Source organism: Hydrogenivirga sp., from assembly GCF_056450045.1.
Window position 1 is genome coordinate 1 of the sequence record NZ_JBWONM010000114.1, and the last position, 16725, is coordinate 16725.

At 51.3% G+C, this 16725-nt stretch carries 15 protein-coding genes and 1 tRNA gene; 10 read left to right on the plus strand and 6 right to left on the minus strand.

Annotation, left to right across the window (positions count from 1 at the left end):
* The 3 genes from AC1HCM_RS04805 to AC1HCM_RS04815 form a co-directional block, all read left to right on the plus strand.
* Positions 1–928: IS200/IS605 family accessory protein TnpB-related protein (locus AC1HCM_RS04805; protein WP_479460637.1), on the plus strand; the 928-nt coding region annotated here is incomplete at its 5' end.
* A gap of 10 nt (positions 929–938) precedes the next feature.
* Entirely contained in the window at positions 939–1586 is a 648-nt protein-coding gene (gene thiE, locus AC1HCM_RS04810; RefSeq protein ID WP_479460638.1) for a thiamine phosphate synthase, read from the plus strand.
* A 40-nt stretch (positions 1587–1626) separates the two neighbouring features.
* Positions 1627–2739, plus strand: a complete 1113-nt coding sequence (locus AC1HCM_RS04815) for a type I restriction endonuclease (RefSeq protein ID WP_479460639.1) — start codon at positions 1627–1629, stop codon at positions 2737–2739.
* On the opposite strand, the gene AC1HCM_RS04820 is transcribed toward AC1HCM_RS04815, so the two are convergent.
* Positions 2714–4918 (minus strand): carbon monoxide dehydrogenase beta subunit family protein, encoded by a 2205-nt coding sequence (locus AC1HCM_RS04820; RefSeq protein ID WP_479460640.1) that lies wholly within the window; start codon positions 4916–4918, stop codon positions 2714–2716. The genes AC1HCM_RS04815 and AC1HCM_RS04820 overlap by 26 nt on opposite strands.
* Positions 4919–4976: 58 nt before the next feature.
* On the opposite strand from AC1HCM_RS04820, the gene AC1HCM_RS04825 reads away from it, so the two are divergent.
* Positions 4977–5441 (plus strand): hypothetical protein, encoded by a 465-nt coding sequence (locus AC1HCM_RS04825; protein ID WP_479460641.1) that lies wholly within the window; start codon positions 4977–4979, stop codon positions 5439–5441.
* Here AC1HCM_RS04825 and AC1HCM_RS04830 read toward each other — a convergent pair.
* Entirely contained in the window at positions 5401–8427 is a 3027-nt protein-coding gene (locus AC1HCM_RS04830) for an efflux RND transporter permease subunit (RefSeq protein WP_479460642.1), read from the minus strand. The genes AC1HCM_RS04825 and AC1HCM_RS04830 overlap by 41 nt on opposite strands.
* Here AC1HCM_RS04830 and AC1HCM_RS04835 point away from each other — a divergent pair.
* Together AC1HCM_RS04835 and AC1HCM_RS04840 are read left to right on the plus strand one after the other, a co-directional pair.
* On the plus strand, positions 8426–9493 hold the full coding sequence (locus AC1HCM_RS04835) for an efflux RND transporter periplasmic adaptor subunit (protein WP_479460643.1): 1068 nt from the start codon (positions 8426–8428) through the stop codon (positions 9491–9493). The genes AC1HCM_RS04830 and AC1HCM_RS04835 overlap by 2 nt on opposite strands.
* Entirely contained in the window at positions 9490–10764 is a 1275-nt protein-coding gene (locus tag AC1HCM_RS04840; RefSeq protein ID WP_479460644.1) for a TolC family protein, read from the plus strand. Before AC1HCM_RS04835 ends, AC1HCM_RS04840 begins: the two co-directional genes overlap by 4 nt.
* On the opposite strand, the gene pheA is transcribed toward AC1HCM_RS04840, so the two are convergent.
* Complete coding sequence (gene pheA / locus AC1HCM_RS04845; protein ID WP_479460645.1) at positions 10721–11809, minus strand: prephenate dehydratase; 1089 nt, start codon at positions 11807–11809, stop codon at positions 10721–10723. The genes AC1HCM_RS04840 and pheA overlap by 44 nt on opposite strands.
* Before the next feature lie 15 nt (positions 11810–11824).
* On the minus strand, positions 11825–12052 hold the full coding sequence (locus AC1HCM_RS04850) for a hypothetical protein (protein WP_479460646.1): 228 nt from the start codon (positions 12050–12052) through the stop codon (positions 11825–11827).
* A 55-nt stretch (positions 12053–12107) separates the two neighbouring features.
* On the opposite strand from AC1HCM_RS04850, the gene AC1HCM_RS04855 reads away from it, so the two are divergent.
* Positions 12108–13235, plus strand: coding sequence for a radical SAM protein (locus AC1HCM_RS04855; RefSeq protein WP_479460647.1), 1128 nt, complete (start codon positions 12108–12110; stop codon positions 13233–13235).
* 2 nt (positions 13236–13237) lie between these two features.
* On the opposite strand, the gene yihA is transcribed toward AC1HCM_RS04855, so the two are convergent.
* On the minus strand, positions 13238–13792 hold the full coding sequence (yihA, locus tag AC1HCM_RS04860; protein ID WP_479460648.1) for a ribosome biogenesis GTP-binding protein YihA/YsxC: 555 nt from the start codon (positions 13790–13792) through the stop codon (positions 13238–13240).
* Positions 13793–13817: 25 nt separating this feature from the next.
* Between yihA and AC1HCM_RS04865 the strand changes: the two genes are divergently transcribed.
* Entirely contained in the window at positions 13818–14714 is an 897-nt protein-coding gene (locus AC1HCM_RS04865) for a radical SAM protein (protein ID WP_479460649.1), read from the plus strand.
* A gap of 11 nt (positions 14715–14725) precedes the next feature.
* Positions 14726–15289, plus strand: a complete 564-nt coding sequence (locus tag AC1HCM_RS04870; RefSeq protein WP_479460650.1) for a tetratricopeptide repeat protein — start codon at positions 14726–14728, stop codon at positions 15287–15289.
* Here the strand turns inward: AC1HCM_RS04870 and AC1HCM_RS04875 are convergent.
* On the minus strand, positions 15273–16583 hold the full coding sequence (locus AC1HCM_RS04875) for a UDP-glucose dehydrogenase family protein (protein WP_479460651.1): 1311 nt from the start codon (positions 16581–16583) through the stop codon (positions 15273–15275). The genes AC1HCM_RS04870 and AC1HCM_RS04875 overlap by 17 nt on opposite strands.
* Positions 16584–16645: 62 nt before the next feature.
* Here AC1HCM_RS04875 and AC1HCM_RS04880 point away from each other — a divergent pair.
* Positions 16646–16720, plus strand: a tRNA-Gly gene (locus AC1HCM_RS04880).
* Positions 16721–16725: the final 5 nt, after the last annotated feature.

The window sequence follows — 16725 nt, forward strand, 5'->3', positions numbered from 1 at the left end:
GATTCAAAAGAGGAACTCAAGGTATTACTGCTACATAACCTTTGAGGAAGAAGTGCCGGAGATAGAGATAAACTTTAGCAAGGGAGCAATAGGAATAGACCTTAACGCATTTCCCGCACACATAGCCTGGGCGGAGGTAGGGAAAGACGGGAACCTGAAAAGCTACGGAGAGATACCTACACCTCACCTGTGGGACGGGAGGAAAGAAAAGAGAGATTACTGGGCATGGATATACGCTCATGAGATAGTTAGACTTGCCTTAGAAAAGAGGAAGGGGATAGCCCTTGAAAAGCTCAAAATCAAGGACAAAGGCTTTAGGGGAGACTACACAGGAAGGAAGTCAAGGAGGATAAAGCACCTTTTCTCATACAAAAAGCTGAAAGAGAGGATAGTTAGCCTTGCAAGGAGATACGGTATAGCTGTTAGGGAGGTGAATCCTGCATATACGAGCGTGATAGGAATGCTCAAATATGCACCACAGCTTAGTCTCACAAAGGACGTAGCGAGTGCGTGGGTGATAGCAAGGAGGGGTCTTGGACTATACGAAAGGATACCTAAGAATTACAGAGCATTGATAGAAAGCCCTCAGTGTGAGTCAGGGAGGGCTGATGGGTCAACCGATGGAAGGAACCCGTCCGCTCCGAAGTTTCCGAGAGGGGCTTCGTACAATCTCTGGCGAGTGCTGAGGGTAGCGGTGCTGACTGCGCTCTCCCCTGAGAGGCGGAAAACTCCCAGGTGTCTCTCTCCCTTGAAAGCTTTGCTAATTTCAGGGGACGTGGGGAGAATCCCCTTACGGGGACGCAAGATCCTGCGACCTGGGGCAGGGTCTATGGGTGTCCAAATACCGCCAGCGGGGGCTATGGGCACCCTGAAGAGGCGGGATATAAATACCCCCGTACCGGACTGCACAAGTGTGCGGTTTGGTTAACCAGGAAAAGATGAAACTTACCATATATCTCATAACCGATGACAAGTACTTCAAAGGAAGGGACCTACTTGAGACTATAGAGAAGGCTCTTCAGGGCGGTGTTACCGCTGTTCAGTATCGCTTCAAGGATAAAAACACCCGGGAGATGTATGAGGAGCTCCTGAAGCTCAGGGAGCTCACCCGTAAGTACAACGCAGACTTGGTAGTTAACGACAGGGCAGACCTCGCCCTTGCCGTTGATGCGGACGGAGTTCACGTGGGCAAGGAGGACCTTCCTCCTGAAGCGGTGAGGAAGGTGGTGGGGGATAAGCTCTACATAGGTTACACCGCAAACAGCCTTGAGGAGGTCAGGAGAGCTCAGGAGCTTCCCATAGACTACATAGGCTTTGGTTCCATATATCCCACAACGACAAAGGAGAAGTACAAGCTCGTAGGTGTTGAAGCCCTGAAGGAGGCAGTCAGGATATCGGAAAAGCCAATAGTGTGCATCGGCGGCATAATGCCCTACAGGGTTGCAGAGGTCGTAAAGGCTGGATGCCGGAACCTCGCCATATCCGCAGGCATACTTGGCTTTGAAGATGTCCAGAAGGCTGCCCAGGAAGTCCAGAGGGCTTACAAGGAGACGATGAGACAGCTGATGCTCATGGGGCAGGTTTGAGTTATGTTACGTGTGTGATATATTAGTTTAGAATAGCAGGATGGCTTTAATAGATGTACTTGGGAGCTTAGCTAATAAGCTCAACCAAAGACCCAACTTAAATGAGCATCAAGTGTGTCAATACATAATACTGCCTGTGCTTGAGGCATTAGGATGGGATACTTGGAGCGAAGAAGTAGTTCCACAATATAAGTCTGCCAGAGGTATAGTGGATTACGCTTTGTTCGTAGGTAAAAGACCTGTAGTTTTCATAGAAGCAAAAAATATAGGTGAAATTTTATCTGCCCATGAGGAACAGCTACTACGTTATGCCTATACAGAAGGAATAGAACTAGCAATCTTAACGAATGGTAAGGAGTGGTGGTTTTACCTTCCCACAGAAAGGAATATAAAGTGGGACGATAGAAAGTTTGTTAGTTTTAACATACTTGATAATATCAGTTATGCGGAGGAGCAATTTAAAAAGTATCTGAGCAAGAACTCTATTTCAAATGGAGAATCTATTAAGTGTGCCCGTAGCGCCCTGTTGACCAAGCTACATATAGCAGAGGTTTGGCATGATATAGTATCTGAACCTGAAGAATTACTTGTGGATTTAATATCTGACAAGCTAAGTCAAAAAATAAACACGGATGTTGATATAAACATAGTACGTCAATTTTTACAAGAAATATCTCAGGATATGCCTTTATATGTATCTAAGCCCGATATATATGATGACCACAATACGGATGAAAGTAGGTATAAACCCAATTATCTTCAGACTGCATCAATACTTAAAACCAAGAGCAAAAAATTTAGACAGTTTCTATTAGTTTATAAGGGTAAGCATTATAACTTTAAGTATATGAAAGATTTGGTAAAAACTCTTCTAAATCTAATTGAAGATGAGCATCACGGCTTCTTAAATGTGTTTTATAAGAAGGGACGTGGGAAGAAAAGGGTATTTATATCAAAAAACATACAAGAATTGTATGGCAACAGAATTGATTTATCAACCAAACACAAGGACAAGCTTAGGGGAAATTGGTATATAGGAACTAATTACAGTGTACAGAACTTCATACAAATGGCACAGTTAGCCTGCGAAATAGTTAATTACAGCCTGAAGATTGAAGAGCAGGAGCCTATGCTTCGCTTAATTGTCTCTTAGTAGTTTTTTCCACAAACCCCTTCAGCTTCGCTGGGTTCATACCGCTCAGGGATACGTCCGCATCGGGGTGTCCGTAGAGGTTACACAGGGTCACTATCCTGGTGTCTGTGTGTTTTCTCAGGAGCCTTATCACGAAGTCGGTTCTGTAGCAGTGGACACCGAGCATCAGCGTGAGGTCGTGGTTGCCGTGGAGTATGGAGAGGTGGGGATTGGGTGGGTCTATCTCCCGGGAGGGGTCAAAGCTCTTGTTCTTGGGTCTGTAATCGGGAAGGACGTGGACGTTCAGGTTGGGGAAGAGGCTCTTTAGCTCCTTCACAAGCCTCGCCTTCTCCCTACTCTCCTCGCTCCAGCTCCACAGGACGAGGGGTCCAACGATAATGGTTGGTCTCTGAGCCTCAAGGAGCAACCTAACAGCCTCCTCAAGAGCTCTCTCGTAGCTAACCTTCTCTCCGTTTATGAAGCCTACCTCCTTGTCCTTCTCTTTCACTATGGGGAGGCGCGTCCTGTCCTCCTCCGGACCGGAGACAGCCTTTGGTATCTTGTAGTACTCGGGGATGAACTCCCTAAGAGCTTCCGCAGGCTTGGGTCTCTCCCTTCTCTCCTTTCCGTTGTGCTCCTCAACCTTTTCCTTTAGGGAGAGGATCTTCTCTGAATCCTCAACGAAGAGGTCAAGCTCTACCTGAAACTCGCCGTGGTATGCCTTCTCCTCTTCTTCAACCCCAAGGTCGTAGCACGTAGTACCTATTATGTCTATCAGGACCCCGTTTGCTCCCCAGTCCTTAGCCTTGCGGAATATCTCGTAGCGCTTCTCGTAGAACTCGTAACAACAGTGTCCTATGTAGGTGTAGCCGTTCTGGGCACACCACTGGAGGGTGTCTCTTAGCATCTCAAAGCTCGTTATGGTTATGGGTATCATCCCCCTCTCGTAAGCCATGCGGTAGAGGTCTCCAACCGTGCAACCACCGCACTCACCGCAGTCGTCGGTATGCCTGTAGTCACACCAGGAGGGCTTGGCGCAGTAAGGCAGGAGCATGACCTTGGCGTTTTTGATGTTCTCCTTTAGGCTTCCGCCTATGCTCCCTATTACCTTATTCAGCTCTTTTTTTTTCAGTCCAAGGTCCTGAGCCTCAAGCTTTCTGAGAGGAAACATGACAGCCTCAACGAAGTCATCGGGTGTGAGGTTCACGCTCTCAAAGGGGTTCTTCTCAAAGAACTCTCTTATCCTCCTCTCTACGTCCTGAACGGGTGTGTGCTTGAGGTACGCCTCAAGGTCGTAGATGAGCTTCTTTGGGTTTATGAAGAGGTCTCCGTTAATAACAACCTGCTGGAGCAGGTTCCTCTCTGTATCAACCTTGGCGGATACCCTGAAGGTCCCTCCCGGACACCTGTATATGCCGAAGAGAACCTCCGAGCTCTCGGGAGCACGCTTGACGTGATATACCCACTCCTCGCTCCTGAAGTAGTCCTTCTTCTCCTCAAGGAGCCTCTTCTCCTCTTCGGTGAGCTCACCCCACTGGGCTTTTATCCCGAACTCCTCCTCAAAGGCTTCTATGAAAGCCTCAAATATCTCCTCTCTCGTGGGAACCTTCTTCAGCTCCCTCTTTAGCCAGGTTACCCTGTCCTCCGCAGCCTTTATTCCCTTTGAGGTGAGCTTCTCAACAGGTATCTGGAGGGACTTGAGCATCCTCTCAACGTTGAAGTCAACGAGGACGGTTCCCTGATACAGGAAGGAGTTTCCTTCAAAGACTCCGCCCGTTCCCGATATCTTCTTGCCCTCAACCTCAATATCGTTGCGGGGTCTGAACTGGGCGTTTATCCCAAGCTTCTGGAGTGCCTTCGCACCCGCTGTGCATATCCTTCTCGTTATCTCTTCGTAGCTCGCATCCCCGAAGTCCCTCCTGTCAGCTATGACCTCCCAGCCTATCTGGCTCTCGTCAAAGTATATGGCTCCACCGCCCGTTATCCTCCTCCCGACCTCTATTCCTTCCCTTGAGGTGTACTCTTCCCTTACCTCCTGCTCAACAGCCTGATGGTAACCTATCAGGGCGCACTCGGGCTTGAACTGGAGAAACCTTATCGTGTTGGGTATGCGACCTTCGGACTTCAGCTCAAGCATTATCTGGTCAAGAGCCATGTTCTCGTGATGGGGTCTCTGACCTGTATATACAACTCTCCACATGATCTTCCTCCCAATGGATTATACAAAAGTGTAGAACACAAGCCTATATTTAGGGGTGATGAAGGTCATCCTGTGCCTCTTTCTTTTCCTTGTGTCCTGTTCAAGCCTGACGGTTGAGAAGAGGAAGGCGGATGACTGCAGTATAACCGACAGACCCTACGGGTGGGAGGGAAGGCTGTCCGTCCTTTGCAGGGATATATCCTTTTCAATCATATACGACAACTCACCCGACGGTAGGGACCCCCTCATACTCGGTGTTGAGGGTGTTGAGGCAAAGAGGCTCCGTTCGGAGGGAAGACCCTACACCCTGAGGACGGGAGACCATGAAACCCTCACAGGCTGGGCTTTTGAGGAGGAGTGGGAGGTGGGAAACTACAGGCTCAAGGGCTTTGAGTACTTCGTGAATGGAGGAAGCGGGTGCTATGAGGAGGAGGAGCTGGCTAAGATTGAGCTCGTAAGGGGAAAAAGCTCTGCGGAGCTCCTCAACCTTTACCGGGAAGAGACCGATTGCGGAGGGAACTGAGCTTCTCAAAGGACTCGTAAACTACAGGTATAACTATCAGGCTTAGGGGAAGGGCTGTTATCAGACCACCTATGACGGATAGGGCGAGGGGCTTTCTGAGCTCAGAGCCTTCTGTCAGCCCGAGGGCAACGGGGAGGAGGGCGAACATTATGGTAAGGGTGGTCATAAGTATAGGTCTGAGCCTCTCCTTCCTCGCCTTCATTATAGCCTCTCTCACGCCTTCCCCCTCCTTCCTCAGCTGGACTATCCTCTCTATGAAGAGGACCGAGTCCCTCGCCACTATACCTATGAGGAGGATTATCCCAAAGTAGGAAGGTACACTGAGGCTGTTGCCGGAAAGGTAAAGGAGACCGAAGACTCCAGAAACCGCAAGGGGAAGAGTAAGCATGACGGTGAAGGGATGGATGAGGCTCTCAAATAGGGAGGCGAGAACCATATAGACACCTATTACGGCAACTACCAGCGCAAAGGCGAGACCCTTAAAAGCCCTCTGGAACTCCTTGGTGGCTCCCGTGGGCTCGTAGGTGTATCCGGGAGGGAGTATATTTCTGAGGAAGCCCTCTATCTCCTCAACCGCAGTGCCGAGGCTCTTCCCCTCAAGGTTGGCGAAGAGGATGAAGGAGTACTGCCTGTTGTATCTGTTGATAACGGTGTAGCCGGGGGCGAGCTCATACCTTATCACCGAGGTAAGGGGGACGAGCTCTCCACTTCCCGCCCTCAGGTAAACCCTCTTAAGGTTCTCATAGCTCTTCAGGAAGCCCTCTCGGGCTTTTATATAAACATCGTAGCTCTCCGAACCGAGCTCGTAGGTTCCTATCCAGAGCTTGCCAAAGAGGGCACTCAGGGTATCCCCTATATCCCTGACCGAGAGCCCGAGGTCGTAGAGCCTGTTTCTGTCTATGGTTATCCTCACCTCCGGCTGGTTTATCCTTATGTCCGTATCAACATCGGTGTAACCGCCAGCCTCCTCAAGGAAGGTCTTCAGCTTCTGGGCTATCCTCCCCAGCTCCTCAAGGGAGTCCCCCCTGACGACATACTGGATGTCCGTCTGCCTTCCTCCCCTCGCACCCACAACGGAGGGTACCTCAACGGAAGCCCTGAGGTCCTTTATCTTCCTTATCTCCCTCCTTATCATCTCCATGACCACCCTCTGGTGGGGTCTTTCATCCCTGTCTTTGAGGGTAACGAAGAACATCCCTCCGTTCACCGTTGGGCTTATCAACCCTTCACCCACAGCCATCCCGTACCTCAGAACGTAGGGGTTCCCCATTATAGCCCTCTCTATCTCCTTCGCCTTCCTGTTGGTGAACTCAAAGGAAGAGCCCAAGGGCGTCTCAAACCTTATGATGAACCTGCCCTCGTCCACGAGGGGGAAGAACTCCTTCTTCGTCATCTTTGCGAGCTGGAAGCCCCCCACCACGGTCCCGAGGGAGAAGAGCACCACGAGGAGCTTGTGGTCAAGAGACCATCTGAGGAGGCGGTCAAACCAGCCCTCAAACCTCTCGTAAGCTCTCATGAAGGGGTTCTTGCCTCCAGCCCTCACGAGCCTTGCAGAGAGCATGGGAGTGAAGGAGACTGAGACGAGATAGGATATCGCTATGGAGGTTATGAGGGAGAGGGTGAAGACACCGAAGAAGGTCCCTATAGGTCCCTTGAGAAAGAGGACGGGCAGGAAGATGACTATGAGGGAAGAGGTTGAGGCGAGCAGAGCGAACACCACTATGCGCGTCCCCTTTATAGCTGCCTCCTTTCCTCTGAGCCCCTCTTCGTTCCTCCTGTATATGCTCTCAAGGACGACTATGGCGTCGTCTATAACTATCCCAACAGCGACAGCGAGAGCCAGAAGGCTCATGGTGTTGAGTGAGTTGCCCGTGAGGTAGAGGAGGAATACCGTCCCGAGGATGGATATGGGTATGGCTAAGACGGGTATGAGGGTGAAGCGGAGGCTTCCCAAGAAGAGGAAGACAACGAGGGCGGTCAGAAGGCTCCCCACCGCTATCTCGTGGGTTGCGTCCTTTACGCTCCTTTCTATGAAGACGGAGGCATCGTAGTTTACGTCAATCTTCACTCCCTTTGGAGCTATCCTCCTGAGCTCCTCTATCTTCTCCCAGACCCTCTTGGAGGTCTCAACGGTGTTTGATTTGCTCTCCTTGTAGATTATAAGGGCTACAGCAGACTTGAGGTTGAAGCGCACAGCGTTTCTGCGCTCATCGTAGGAAAACTCAGCGTGCCCTACGTCTCTCAGCCTCACGCCCCTCCCTATGACCATATCGTTGAGCTCCGAAGCGTTCCTGAACTTTCCCACTATCCTCAGGACGTACTCCCTGTTCTTGCTGTAAATCACGCCGGCAGGCGTCTCTACATGATTCCTCTTGAAGGCGTTTATAACGTCCCCAACGGTCATGTTCCTCGCGCTCAGCCTGTCGGGGTCCACCCTTATCCAGAGAACCCTGTCCCTAAAGCCCCCTAAGTGAACCTCCCCCACACCCCTTACCCTCTCAAACTCCCTCTTAACCACCTTGTCCGCGAAGAAGGAGACCACATCGTAGTCCACATCTCCATAGACGAGAACCGCCATTATGGGAGACAGGGAGGTATTCAGCTTCCTGACAACCGGGGGATCGGCACCCTCAGGTAGCCTCCTGAACGCCCTCTGGGCTATGTCCCTTACCTCCTGGGCTGCAACATCAATATCCTTGTCAAGGTCAAAGACCACAGTTATCCTTGAAAGACCTGTGTAGCTCTTGGATATGATCGCATCAACTCCGCTGATGCTGGCGAGGTCCTCCTCTATGACCCGTGTTACCGTTGTATCAACGACGTAGGGGTTTGCCCCCTTATAGGTTGTGCTTATGACGACCATGGGGAAGTCAACGTCGGGGAACCTGTCAACGGGGATGTTCCTGTAGGCGTATATGCCGAGGATAACGAAGGAGAGCATGAGCATGAAGGTGGTCACCGGGCGGTTTATGAAGAATCTGTACATGGGTGGTATTATAATACGCCTTATGACGGGTCAGTCAGTAGCGGTGGTCTTCCTGATCTTCCTCTCTCTCCTCTCCTGCACTGGTGAGAAGAAGACGGAGGGTAAGAAGGGGGAGAGGGTCTTTGAGGTAAGGACCACCCCAGCTGAGTTTGGTGAGCACTACATAAAGTACAGAACGAGCGGTTTCTTTGAGGCTGTTCACTCTCTCGTCCTGAAGCCGGAGGTAAGCGGAAGGGTTGTGAGGCTGTTTGTAGATGAGGGGGAAAGGGTGAAAAAGGGAGAACCCCTCCTCAAGATAGAGGACTCAACCTACAGGAAGGCTTATGAGGAGGCTCTCGCAAACCTAAAACGTGCCGAGAGCGAGCTTGAGAATCAGAGGGCTGTCTATGAGAGGAGGAAAGCCCTCTACGAAAAAGAGCTTATAAGCAGGGAGGAGTACGAAGAGGCTAAGACTCGCCTCAGCGTCTTGAAGGCTCAGGTAAGCTCCCTTAAGGCGCTTTTAGAGAGGAAGAGGATAGAACTTGAGAGAACGCTCTTAAGGAGCCCGATAGATGGCTTTGTCCTGAGGAGGCTCGTGGAGGTAGGGGATTACGTTAGTCCTCAGACGGGAACCTACGAGCTCGTGAGCTTCTCACCGATAAGGTTCGTCTTCAAAGTCCCTCAGGAGGTAGCTCACACCCTTAGGGTTGGAAAGGAGGTCAACGTAGATGGCAGGAGGCTCAAGGTCTCCTACATATCACCCTCCGCCGATAAAAACAGGCTCTTTACCGTCAAAGCCCTGTACCAGAACAGGGAAGGGAGGATAAAGCCCGGCTCCTACGGGGTGGTCTCCTTTGATTACCTTAAGGTCAGAGCGGTGTCCGTTCCCGAGCAGGCTCTCCAGCTATCGGAGAGGGAGAGCTTCCTGTGGGTGGTCAGAAACTCAAGGGCTGTCAGGGTTCCCGTTGAAGTTCTCTCCCATCAGGAGGGTAGGGTCTTGGTCAGAGGCGGTCTGAAGGAGGGAGACAGGATAGTTGTTGAGGGCTTCATGTTCCTCTACGAAGGTGCTAAGGTGAGGGAGAGATGATCGTCCTTTTCTTCCTTCTCCTATCCTTTGGGTGGGGCATAACCCTTGAGGAGGCTAAGGAGCTTGCACTGAAGAATCACATAGAGAGCGTCAAGTCCGAGCTTGAGCTGAGAAAGCTGGAGGAGAGGATAAAGGAGCTCAAGGGTAGCCTCCTCCCTACCGTGAGCCTGAGCGCAAGCTATACCAGATGGGATAAGAACTACATATCCTCCTTCGTTCCAGAGAACAAGTACTACCTTAACCTGAACCTCAATCAGTCCCTCTTTGATAAGAGTCTCTGGAGTGCCCTCAGGCTTGCGGAAAGGAGCGAGGAGCTCCAGCAGGCTGTGATTGAGGACGTGAGGGCAACCCTCCTTGCAGAGGTAGAAAAGCTCTTCTGGGCTGTCCTCCTGAAGAGGGAGGTTCTCAAGGAGAAGAGGGAGTCCCTGAGCTACTGGGAGGGGTACTTTTCCCTCGTGAAGGAGAAGTACGAGAGGGGGATAGTTCCGCGGTACGAGTTTCTGAGGGCGAGGGCACAGCTCAGGCAGGCGAGGGCTGACCTTATAAGGGCTGAGAGCGACCTAAGGACCTCCCTGAACTCCCTCAAGAGCTTCCTCGGTCTGGAGGGTGAGCTAAAACCTGAAGGAGAGTTTGCTCCCGTGAGCCTGAATCTCAGGGAACCTTTCCGAAAGCTGAAGGAGGGGAACACTACCCTCCGGGTTCTCAGAAGGACCCACAGGGTGGATGTAGCCAAGGTAGAGCTCAAGAGGTCAGATTACTTCCCCAAGCTCAGGCTATTCTTTAACTACAGCCTTGAGAACATAAAGGATTTTGAGGCTGGACAGCTTAAGGAGGACTACCGCCACGGCTATAACTTCGGTCTTAGGCTTGACTTTACTTTATTTGAGGGAGGAAAGAGACCCAAGAGGGTCCTTCAGGAGAGGATAGAGGCAGAGAAGGTCCGCAGGGAGATAGAGTTTACCGAGAAGAAGCTTAGAAACGAGCTTGAGTCTCTCCTTGCTCAGCTCAGGAGCTCTGAGGAGGAGCTCAAAGCGCGGGAGGATACCCTGATGGCTGCAAAGGAGACCCTCAGCTTCGCCACCCAGAGATACGCCGAAGGCGTCGGTTCTCAGGTGGAGCTCCTTGAGGCGAGACAGAACTACGAATCCGCCAGGATAGCTTACCTTAATGCAGTTTACAGCTACAACTCAATCGTTGCGGATATAAAGAGGATGCTCGGTCTTGAGCTCACTCGCTCAGGAGAGCCTTCGGGTAAGAGCCGAGGATCTTGACCATCTGGGTTCTCTTTTTGAGCTCCTCAAGGACCTCCCTTACCTTCTCCTCATCCTTGTGTCCCTCAAGGTCAACAAAGAAGACGTAGTCCCAAGCCCTCTTTCTTGAAGGTCTTGACTCAATCTTGGTGAGGTTAACACCCTTCAGGTAGAAGGACTCAAGGGCTCTGTAGAGGGCTCCCGGCTCGTCTCTGACCGCAAATATCAGGCTCGTCTTGTCCTTCCCGGTGGGCTTCATCTCCCTGCGTGATACGACGAGAAAACGGGTGAAGTTGTCACTGCTCTCTTGGATGTTCCTCGCAAGTATATTCAGGTGGTAGGTGTAGCTGGCTACCTCGCTGGCAACCGCCGCAGAGCCTTCCTCCTCTAAGGCTATCTCACAGGCTTTTGCGGTGCTCTCGGTCTCAATCAGCTGGGCGTGGGGGAGGTTTTTTTCAAGCCACTTCCTACACTGCCCGAGGGCTACCTTGTGGGAGTAGACCTTCTCCACCTCGGAGAGGTCCTCTGAGTTTGAGAGAAGGTGAAGGCTTATGGGAATCACCACCTCCCCCGAGATCTTGAGGTCGCTCTCAAGGAACATGTCAAGGGTGTAGTTCACAACCCCCTCTATAGTGTTCTCAACGGGCACCACCCCGTAGTCCGCCCTTTCGGACTCAACCTCTAAGAAGACGTCCCTTATCGTAGCACAGGGCACGTACTGGGCTGAGAAGCCGAAGAACTCAAGGGCTGCCTGATGGGTGAAGGTAGCCTTAGGTCCCAGGTAGGCGATCTTGAGGGGCTTTTCTAAGGAGAGGCAGGCGGATATAATCTCCCGGTATATGTGAACGAGGGCTTCGGAAGGAAACCTCTCACCGAACTTCTCCCTGTTGAGCCTGAGTATCTTTTCAAAGATGGCTCTCTCCCTCTCGGGAACGTGTATCTCCATATTCTTCTTCTTCTTGATCTCCCCTATAAGACGGGCAAGCTCCGCCCGTTCATTCAGGAGCCTGAGCACTTCCTCGTCAATCTGGTCTATCCTCTCTCTCAGCCTGCTGAGCTCGTCCACAGAACTAATTTTAGCTCAGCCTTCCATCTCGTTTACGGTCGCTCCATCAAAAAGTCCGTGTTCAACCGCAACCTGAACGAGGGCGTACTCCTCCTCGCTCAAATTCCTCCCCTTCAAAACCTGTCTTATGAACTCCTGAACAACCTCCTCAACCGTCTCTTCGTCTATATCCTCTATCTGTATCTCGTCCCTCTCCGCCACGAACTTACCAAAGCTCACGGCGAGCTCCTGTAGGTTTGCCATTGAATGTTCCTCCTAAAACTTTTGTTAAAGCATATCTCCTTTAAGGGAAAGGTTGATGATATCGGTCAAGTTGAGTATCCTTAGAAAGGTGGATCTGCGCCGAAAGATAAGGCTTCTCAGCAGGCTCGCCTCCTTTGAGTGTGAAAAGGGTCCGGAGCTTGAAAGGTACATCTACAGAGCTTCTACCCCCAAGGGAAAGAAGCCGATCTTGAAGGTGATGCAGTCAACTTACTGCGACAAGAACTGCGACTACTGTATATTCCGCAGGGACAGGGGCTCAACCCCGAGGCTACTGATTGAACCTGATGACCTCGCCAGAGGTTTTATGGAGCTCTACAGGAGGGGTAGGGTTGAGGGGCTCTTCCTCTCCTCGGGCGTCTTCCTCCACCCCGAGATAACTATGGAGAAGATGATAGATACGGTAAAGATCCTCAGGGAGAGGTACGGGTACGGAGGCTATGTCCATCTGAAGCTCATGCCGGGCGTGAGCCAGCAGACCCTTGAGGAAGCGGTGAAGCTTGCGGACAGGGTCTCCATCAACATAGAGGCTCCCAACGAAGAGAGGTTAAAGAGCATAGCGAGGGGTAAGAGCCTTCGCAGGGACATAGTCCCGAAGATAGCTCAGGTAAGCAGGATACTTGAGAACTACAGGGGCAAGAGCCACATAACCCAGGTTATGGTAGGGGTCTGCGGAGAGACCGATGAGGAGATTTTAAGGAGCAGTGAGTACCTTTACAGGAAGCTCAGGCTCAGCAGGGTCTATTACAGCGCCTTCAGACCCGTGAAGGAAACTCCCCTTGAAGACAGGGCACCCGAATCAAAGCTGAGGGAACACAGGCTCTATCAGGCGGACTTTCTGATAAGGGAGTACGGCTTCAGCTACAGGGATCTCCCCCTTGATGGGGGAAGGCTTCCCGAAGATCTTGACCCGAAGGAGGCCTGGGCTAAGAGGAACCCACACCTCTTCCCCGTTGAGCTCAACAGGGCTGAGTACGAACTCCTCCTAAGGGTACCCGGCATAGGTAAGGAAGGTGCCAAGGAGATAGTGAGGAGAAGAAGGGAGAGGAAGCTGAGCTCCCCTGAAGACCTCAGGGGTCTTAGGAACCTGAAGAAGATTCTGAGGTACGTGACCTTAGATGGCAGATACTTTGGAGGAAATTTTAAAACATTGTTTGATATTTAATTTCAGGATGAAAATATCCTGCTCAGTATTTCTTTTCTTCCTTTACCCTCCTTTGCTGAGCTTGTTATTATCGCAAGCTCACCTACGAGCTCCTTCACCTGCCTGAGCGTTCTGGAGAGCTCCTTCTGGCTCGCCTTGTCCGTCTTTGTGAGGACAACCGTAAAGGGGATACCCAGGTATTCAAGCCACTCTATCATCTGCCTGTCCTGTTTCTGAACACCTACCACGGAATCCACAAGTACAAAGACCTGTTTTATGTTCTCCTTTCTCTCCGAGAAGTAGTTCTCCATCATCCTCTTCCACCTTTCCTGTTCCTGAGGAGGAACCCGGGCAAAGCCGTATCCGGGAACGTCAACGAGGTAAACCTTGTCGTCCAGGAGGAAGTAGTTTATAGCCCTAGTCCTTCCAGGTTCCTTGCTCACCCTCGCTATATTCCTGCCGGTCACCATGTTTATGAGAGAGGACTTACCCACGTTTGACCTCCCCACAAAGACCACTTCGGGCTTATCGGCGGGAGGGAAATCCTTCTCCGTTGATTTTATAAACTCAACCTTCATCGGATAAGAATATAACTTAATAGTTATGAAGTATTCCTCCTACATGGAGCTCTACGAGAAGGGAGAGCTTAAGGAAAGGGTAGAGCAGGCGAGGGAGATGCTCCTGTCCTGCATGGTCTGCCCCCACAGGTGCGAGGTGAATAGGCTTGAGGACGAACGGGGCTACTGCAGGACCGGAAGATACGCCCTTGTGTCCTCCTACTTCCCCCACAGGGGTGAGGAGTTTCCCATAAGGGGCTACAGGGGTAGCGGGACTATATTCTTCTCCTACTGCAACATGAGATGCGTTTACTGCCAGAACTACGAGGTCAGCCATCTGGGTGAGGGAAGGGAGGTTACTCCGGAAGAGCTCGCAGGCTTTATGCTTGAGCTTCAGGAGGCGGGTGTCCACAACATAAACCTAGTCTCTCCCTCCCACGTCGTCCCCCAGATACTTGAAGCCCTTTATCTGGCTATCCAGAGAGGCTTAAAGATACCTATCGTTTACAACACCTCATCCTTTGACTCTTTGGAGTCCCTCCAGCTCCTTGATGGAGTTGTTGATATATACCTCGCCGACCTCAAGTACCTGCGAAAGGAGTTTGGAAAGAAGTACTCAAAGGTTAAAAACTATCCCGAACATGCCAAGGCGGCTATAAGGGAGATGTACAGACAGGTAGGCAATCTTGAGGTTGATAGCGACGGCATAGCCGTGAGGGGGCTGATAGTGAGACACCTCGTCCTTCCCAACGACGTATCAACTACCCCCGAGGTCATGGAGTTCTTGAGGGACATTGACCCAAAGCTCGCCGTGAACGTAATGGACCAGTACTTCCCCTACTACAAGGCTAAGGATTACCCGGAGATAGCCCGCAGGATTACGAGGCAGGAGTACCTTCATGCCCTTGAAGAAGCTCAAGGTTTCACCCTCCTTTGCGATTAATATTATCTGGTATGAGAGAGTTCGTTGACCGAGAGAGAAAGACAGCCGAAAAGCTTTCAGAGCTCAGAAAGCTCCTGAGGGACGGCAAGATTGAGGAGCTCAAGGAGGGACTAAGGAGGCTGATAGAGGAAGACCCCTACTACTTTGAGCCTTACGTACTCCTGAGCGATATCTACGACATGGAGGGGAAGGTAAAGGAGGCGGAGCTTGTCCTTGAGGAGGGCTACAGGAAAGCCTACGAGCTCATCTCCCAAGACGGAAAGCTCCCCGACAGGCTCGAGTGGAGGCATCCAACGAACAGACACATAATAAACCTCCTTATAAATATGGGTGTCTTCTACTGGGAGGTTGGAGAGATAGACAGAGCCCTCAAGATCCTCAAGGAGGTTTACAGGATGAACCCTGAAGACGAGCCGGGTGTTAGGTATTACATACTCGGGATACTTGAGGGCATGAGCTTTGATGAATTTGAGCAGGTGTTTTCAAGGGATGGAGAGTACGACTACAAGGACCTTGAGCAGTGGTTTGAGAAGCATTCCATCCACTACCCGGAGGTCTTTAAGGTCTCCCGATAGAGTAGTACTCAAAGCCAAGTCTTCTCATCTGCTCAGGTTCAAAGACGTTCCTTCCGTCTATCACAATGGGAAGCTCCATCAGCTCCCTCACCTTCTCCATATCTGCGCTGGAAAACTCATCCCATTCGGTAAGTATGAGGAGTGCTTCCGCCCCCTTAACAGCCTCGTACTTATCCCCAACGTAGTTGAGGTCCTCTCCCGGAGGAAATAGGCTCCTGAAGTTTTCCACAGCCTTAGGGTCGTAGGCAGAGACCCTTGCCCCCCTCCTCAGGAGCTCCGGAACTATCTTCAGGGAGGGAGCTTCCCTTATATCGTCGGTGTTGGGCTTGAAGGAAAGACCCCAGACCGCTATCTTCTTATCCTTTAAGGTCCAGAGAGCGTTTAGAACCTTCTCCAAGAACACCTTTACCCTCTGGGAGTTTATCTTCTCCACCTCCCTGAGCAGTCCAAAGTCAAGACCAATATCCTCAGCTATCTTTATGAAAGCCTTCACATCCTTTGGAAAGCAGGAACCACCGTATCCTATCCCAGCCTTCAGGAAGTCCTTCCCTATCCTCTTGTCGTAGCCCATGCCCTCCGCAACGAGCTCCACATCCGCACCGGTCCTCTCACAGAGGTCCGCAACCATGTTTATGAAGGATATCTTCATCGCCAAGAAGGAATTGGAGGCGTGCTTTATCAGCTCAGCGGTGGCAGGGTCCGTTACCAGGAGGGGAAAGCCCTTCTCCGTTAGAGGTCTGTAAAGCTCCCTCATTATCCTCTCAGCCCTCTCGCTCTCCACACCGACCACTATCCTGTCGGGGTTCAGGAAGTCCTCAACCGCAGAGCCTTCCCTAAGGAACTCGGGGTTTGAAGCCACATCAAAGGGGATGTCCTCTTTAAGGTATCTCTGAAGGGTTTTCTTCACGAGCCTGTGGGTGTTTACGGGAACGGTGGACTTTTCAACGAGGAGCTTGTAGGAGCTCATATTCTTTGCCGTCAGGCGGGCAACCTCCTCAACCTGAGACAGGTCGGCAGAGCCGTCGGGCAGGGAAGGTGTTCCCACGCAGATGAACACAACCTCTGAGAAATCAACACCCTCCTTTATATCGGTGGTGAAGCTGAGCTTACCGCTGTCTATCCCTTCCCTCAGGAGAGCATCAAGACCCGGCTCGTAGATAGGACTTATCCCCTTTCTCAGGAGCTCCACCTTTTCGGGAACCTTCTCAACTATCAGGACCTCGTTGCCCAGGTGGGAAAAGCAGGCACCCGTAACGAGACCTACATACCCCCCACCTATTACCGTGACCCTCATGGCTAAATATCTTAGCCCACACCTGTGGAATTCGGGAGAGAAATGGTTATAATATTTCTCAAGCGGGTGTAGCTCAGCGGTAGAGCGGCTGCTTGCCATGCAGCAGGTCGCGGGTTCAAATCCCGTCGCCCGCTCCAGAAAA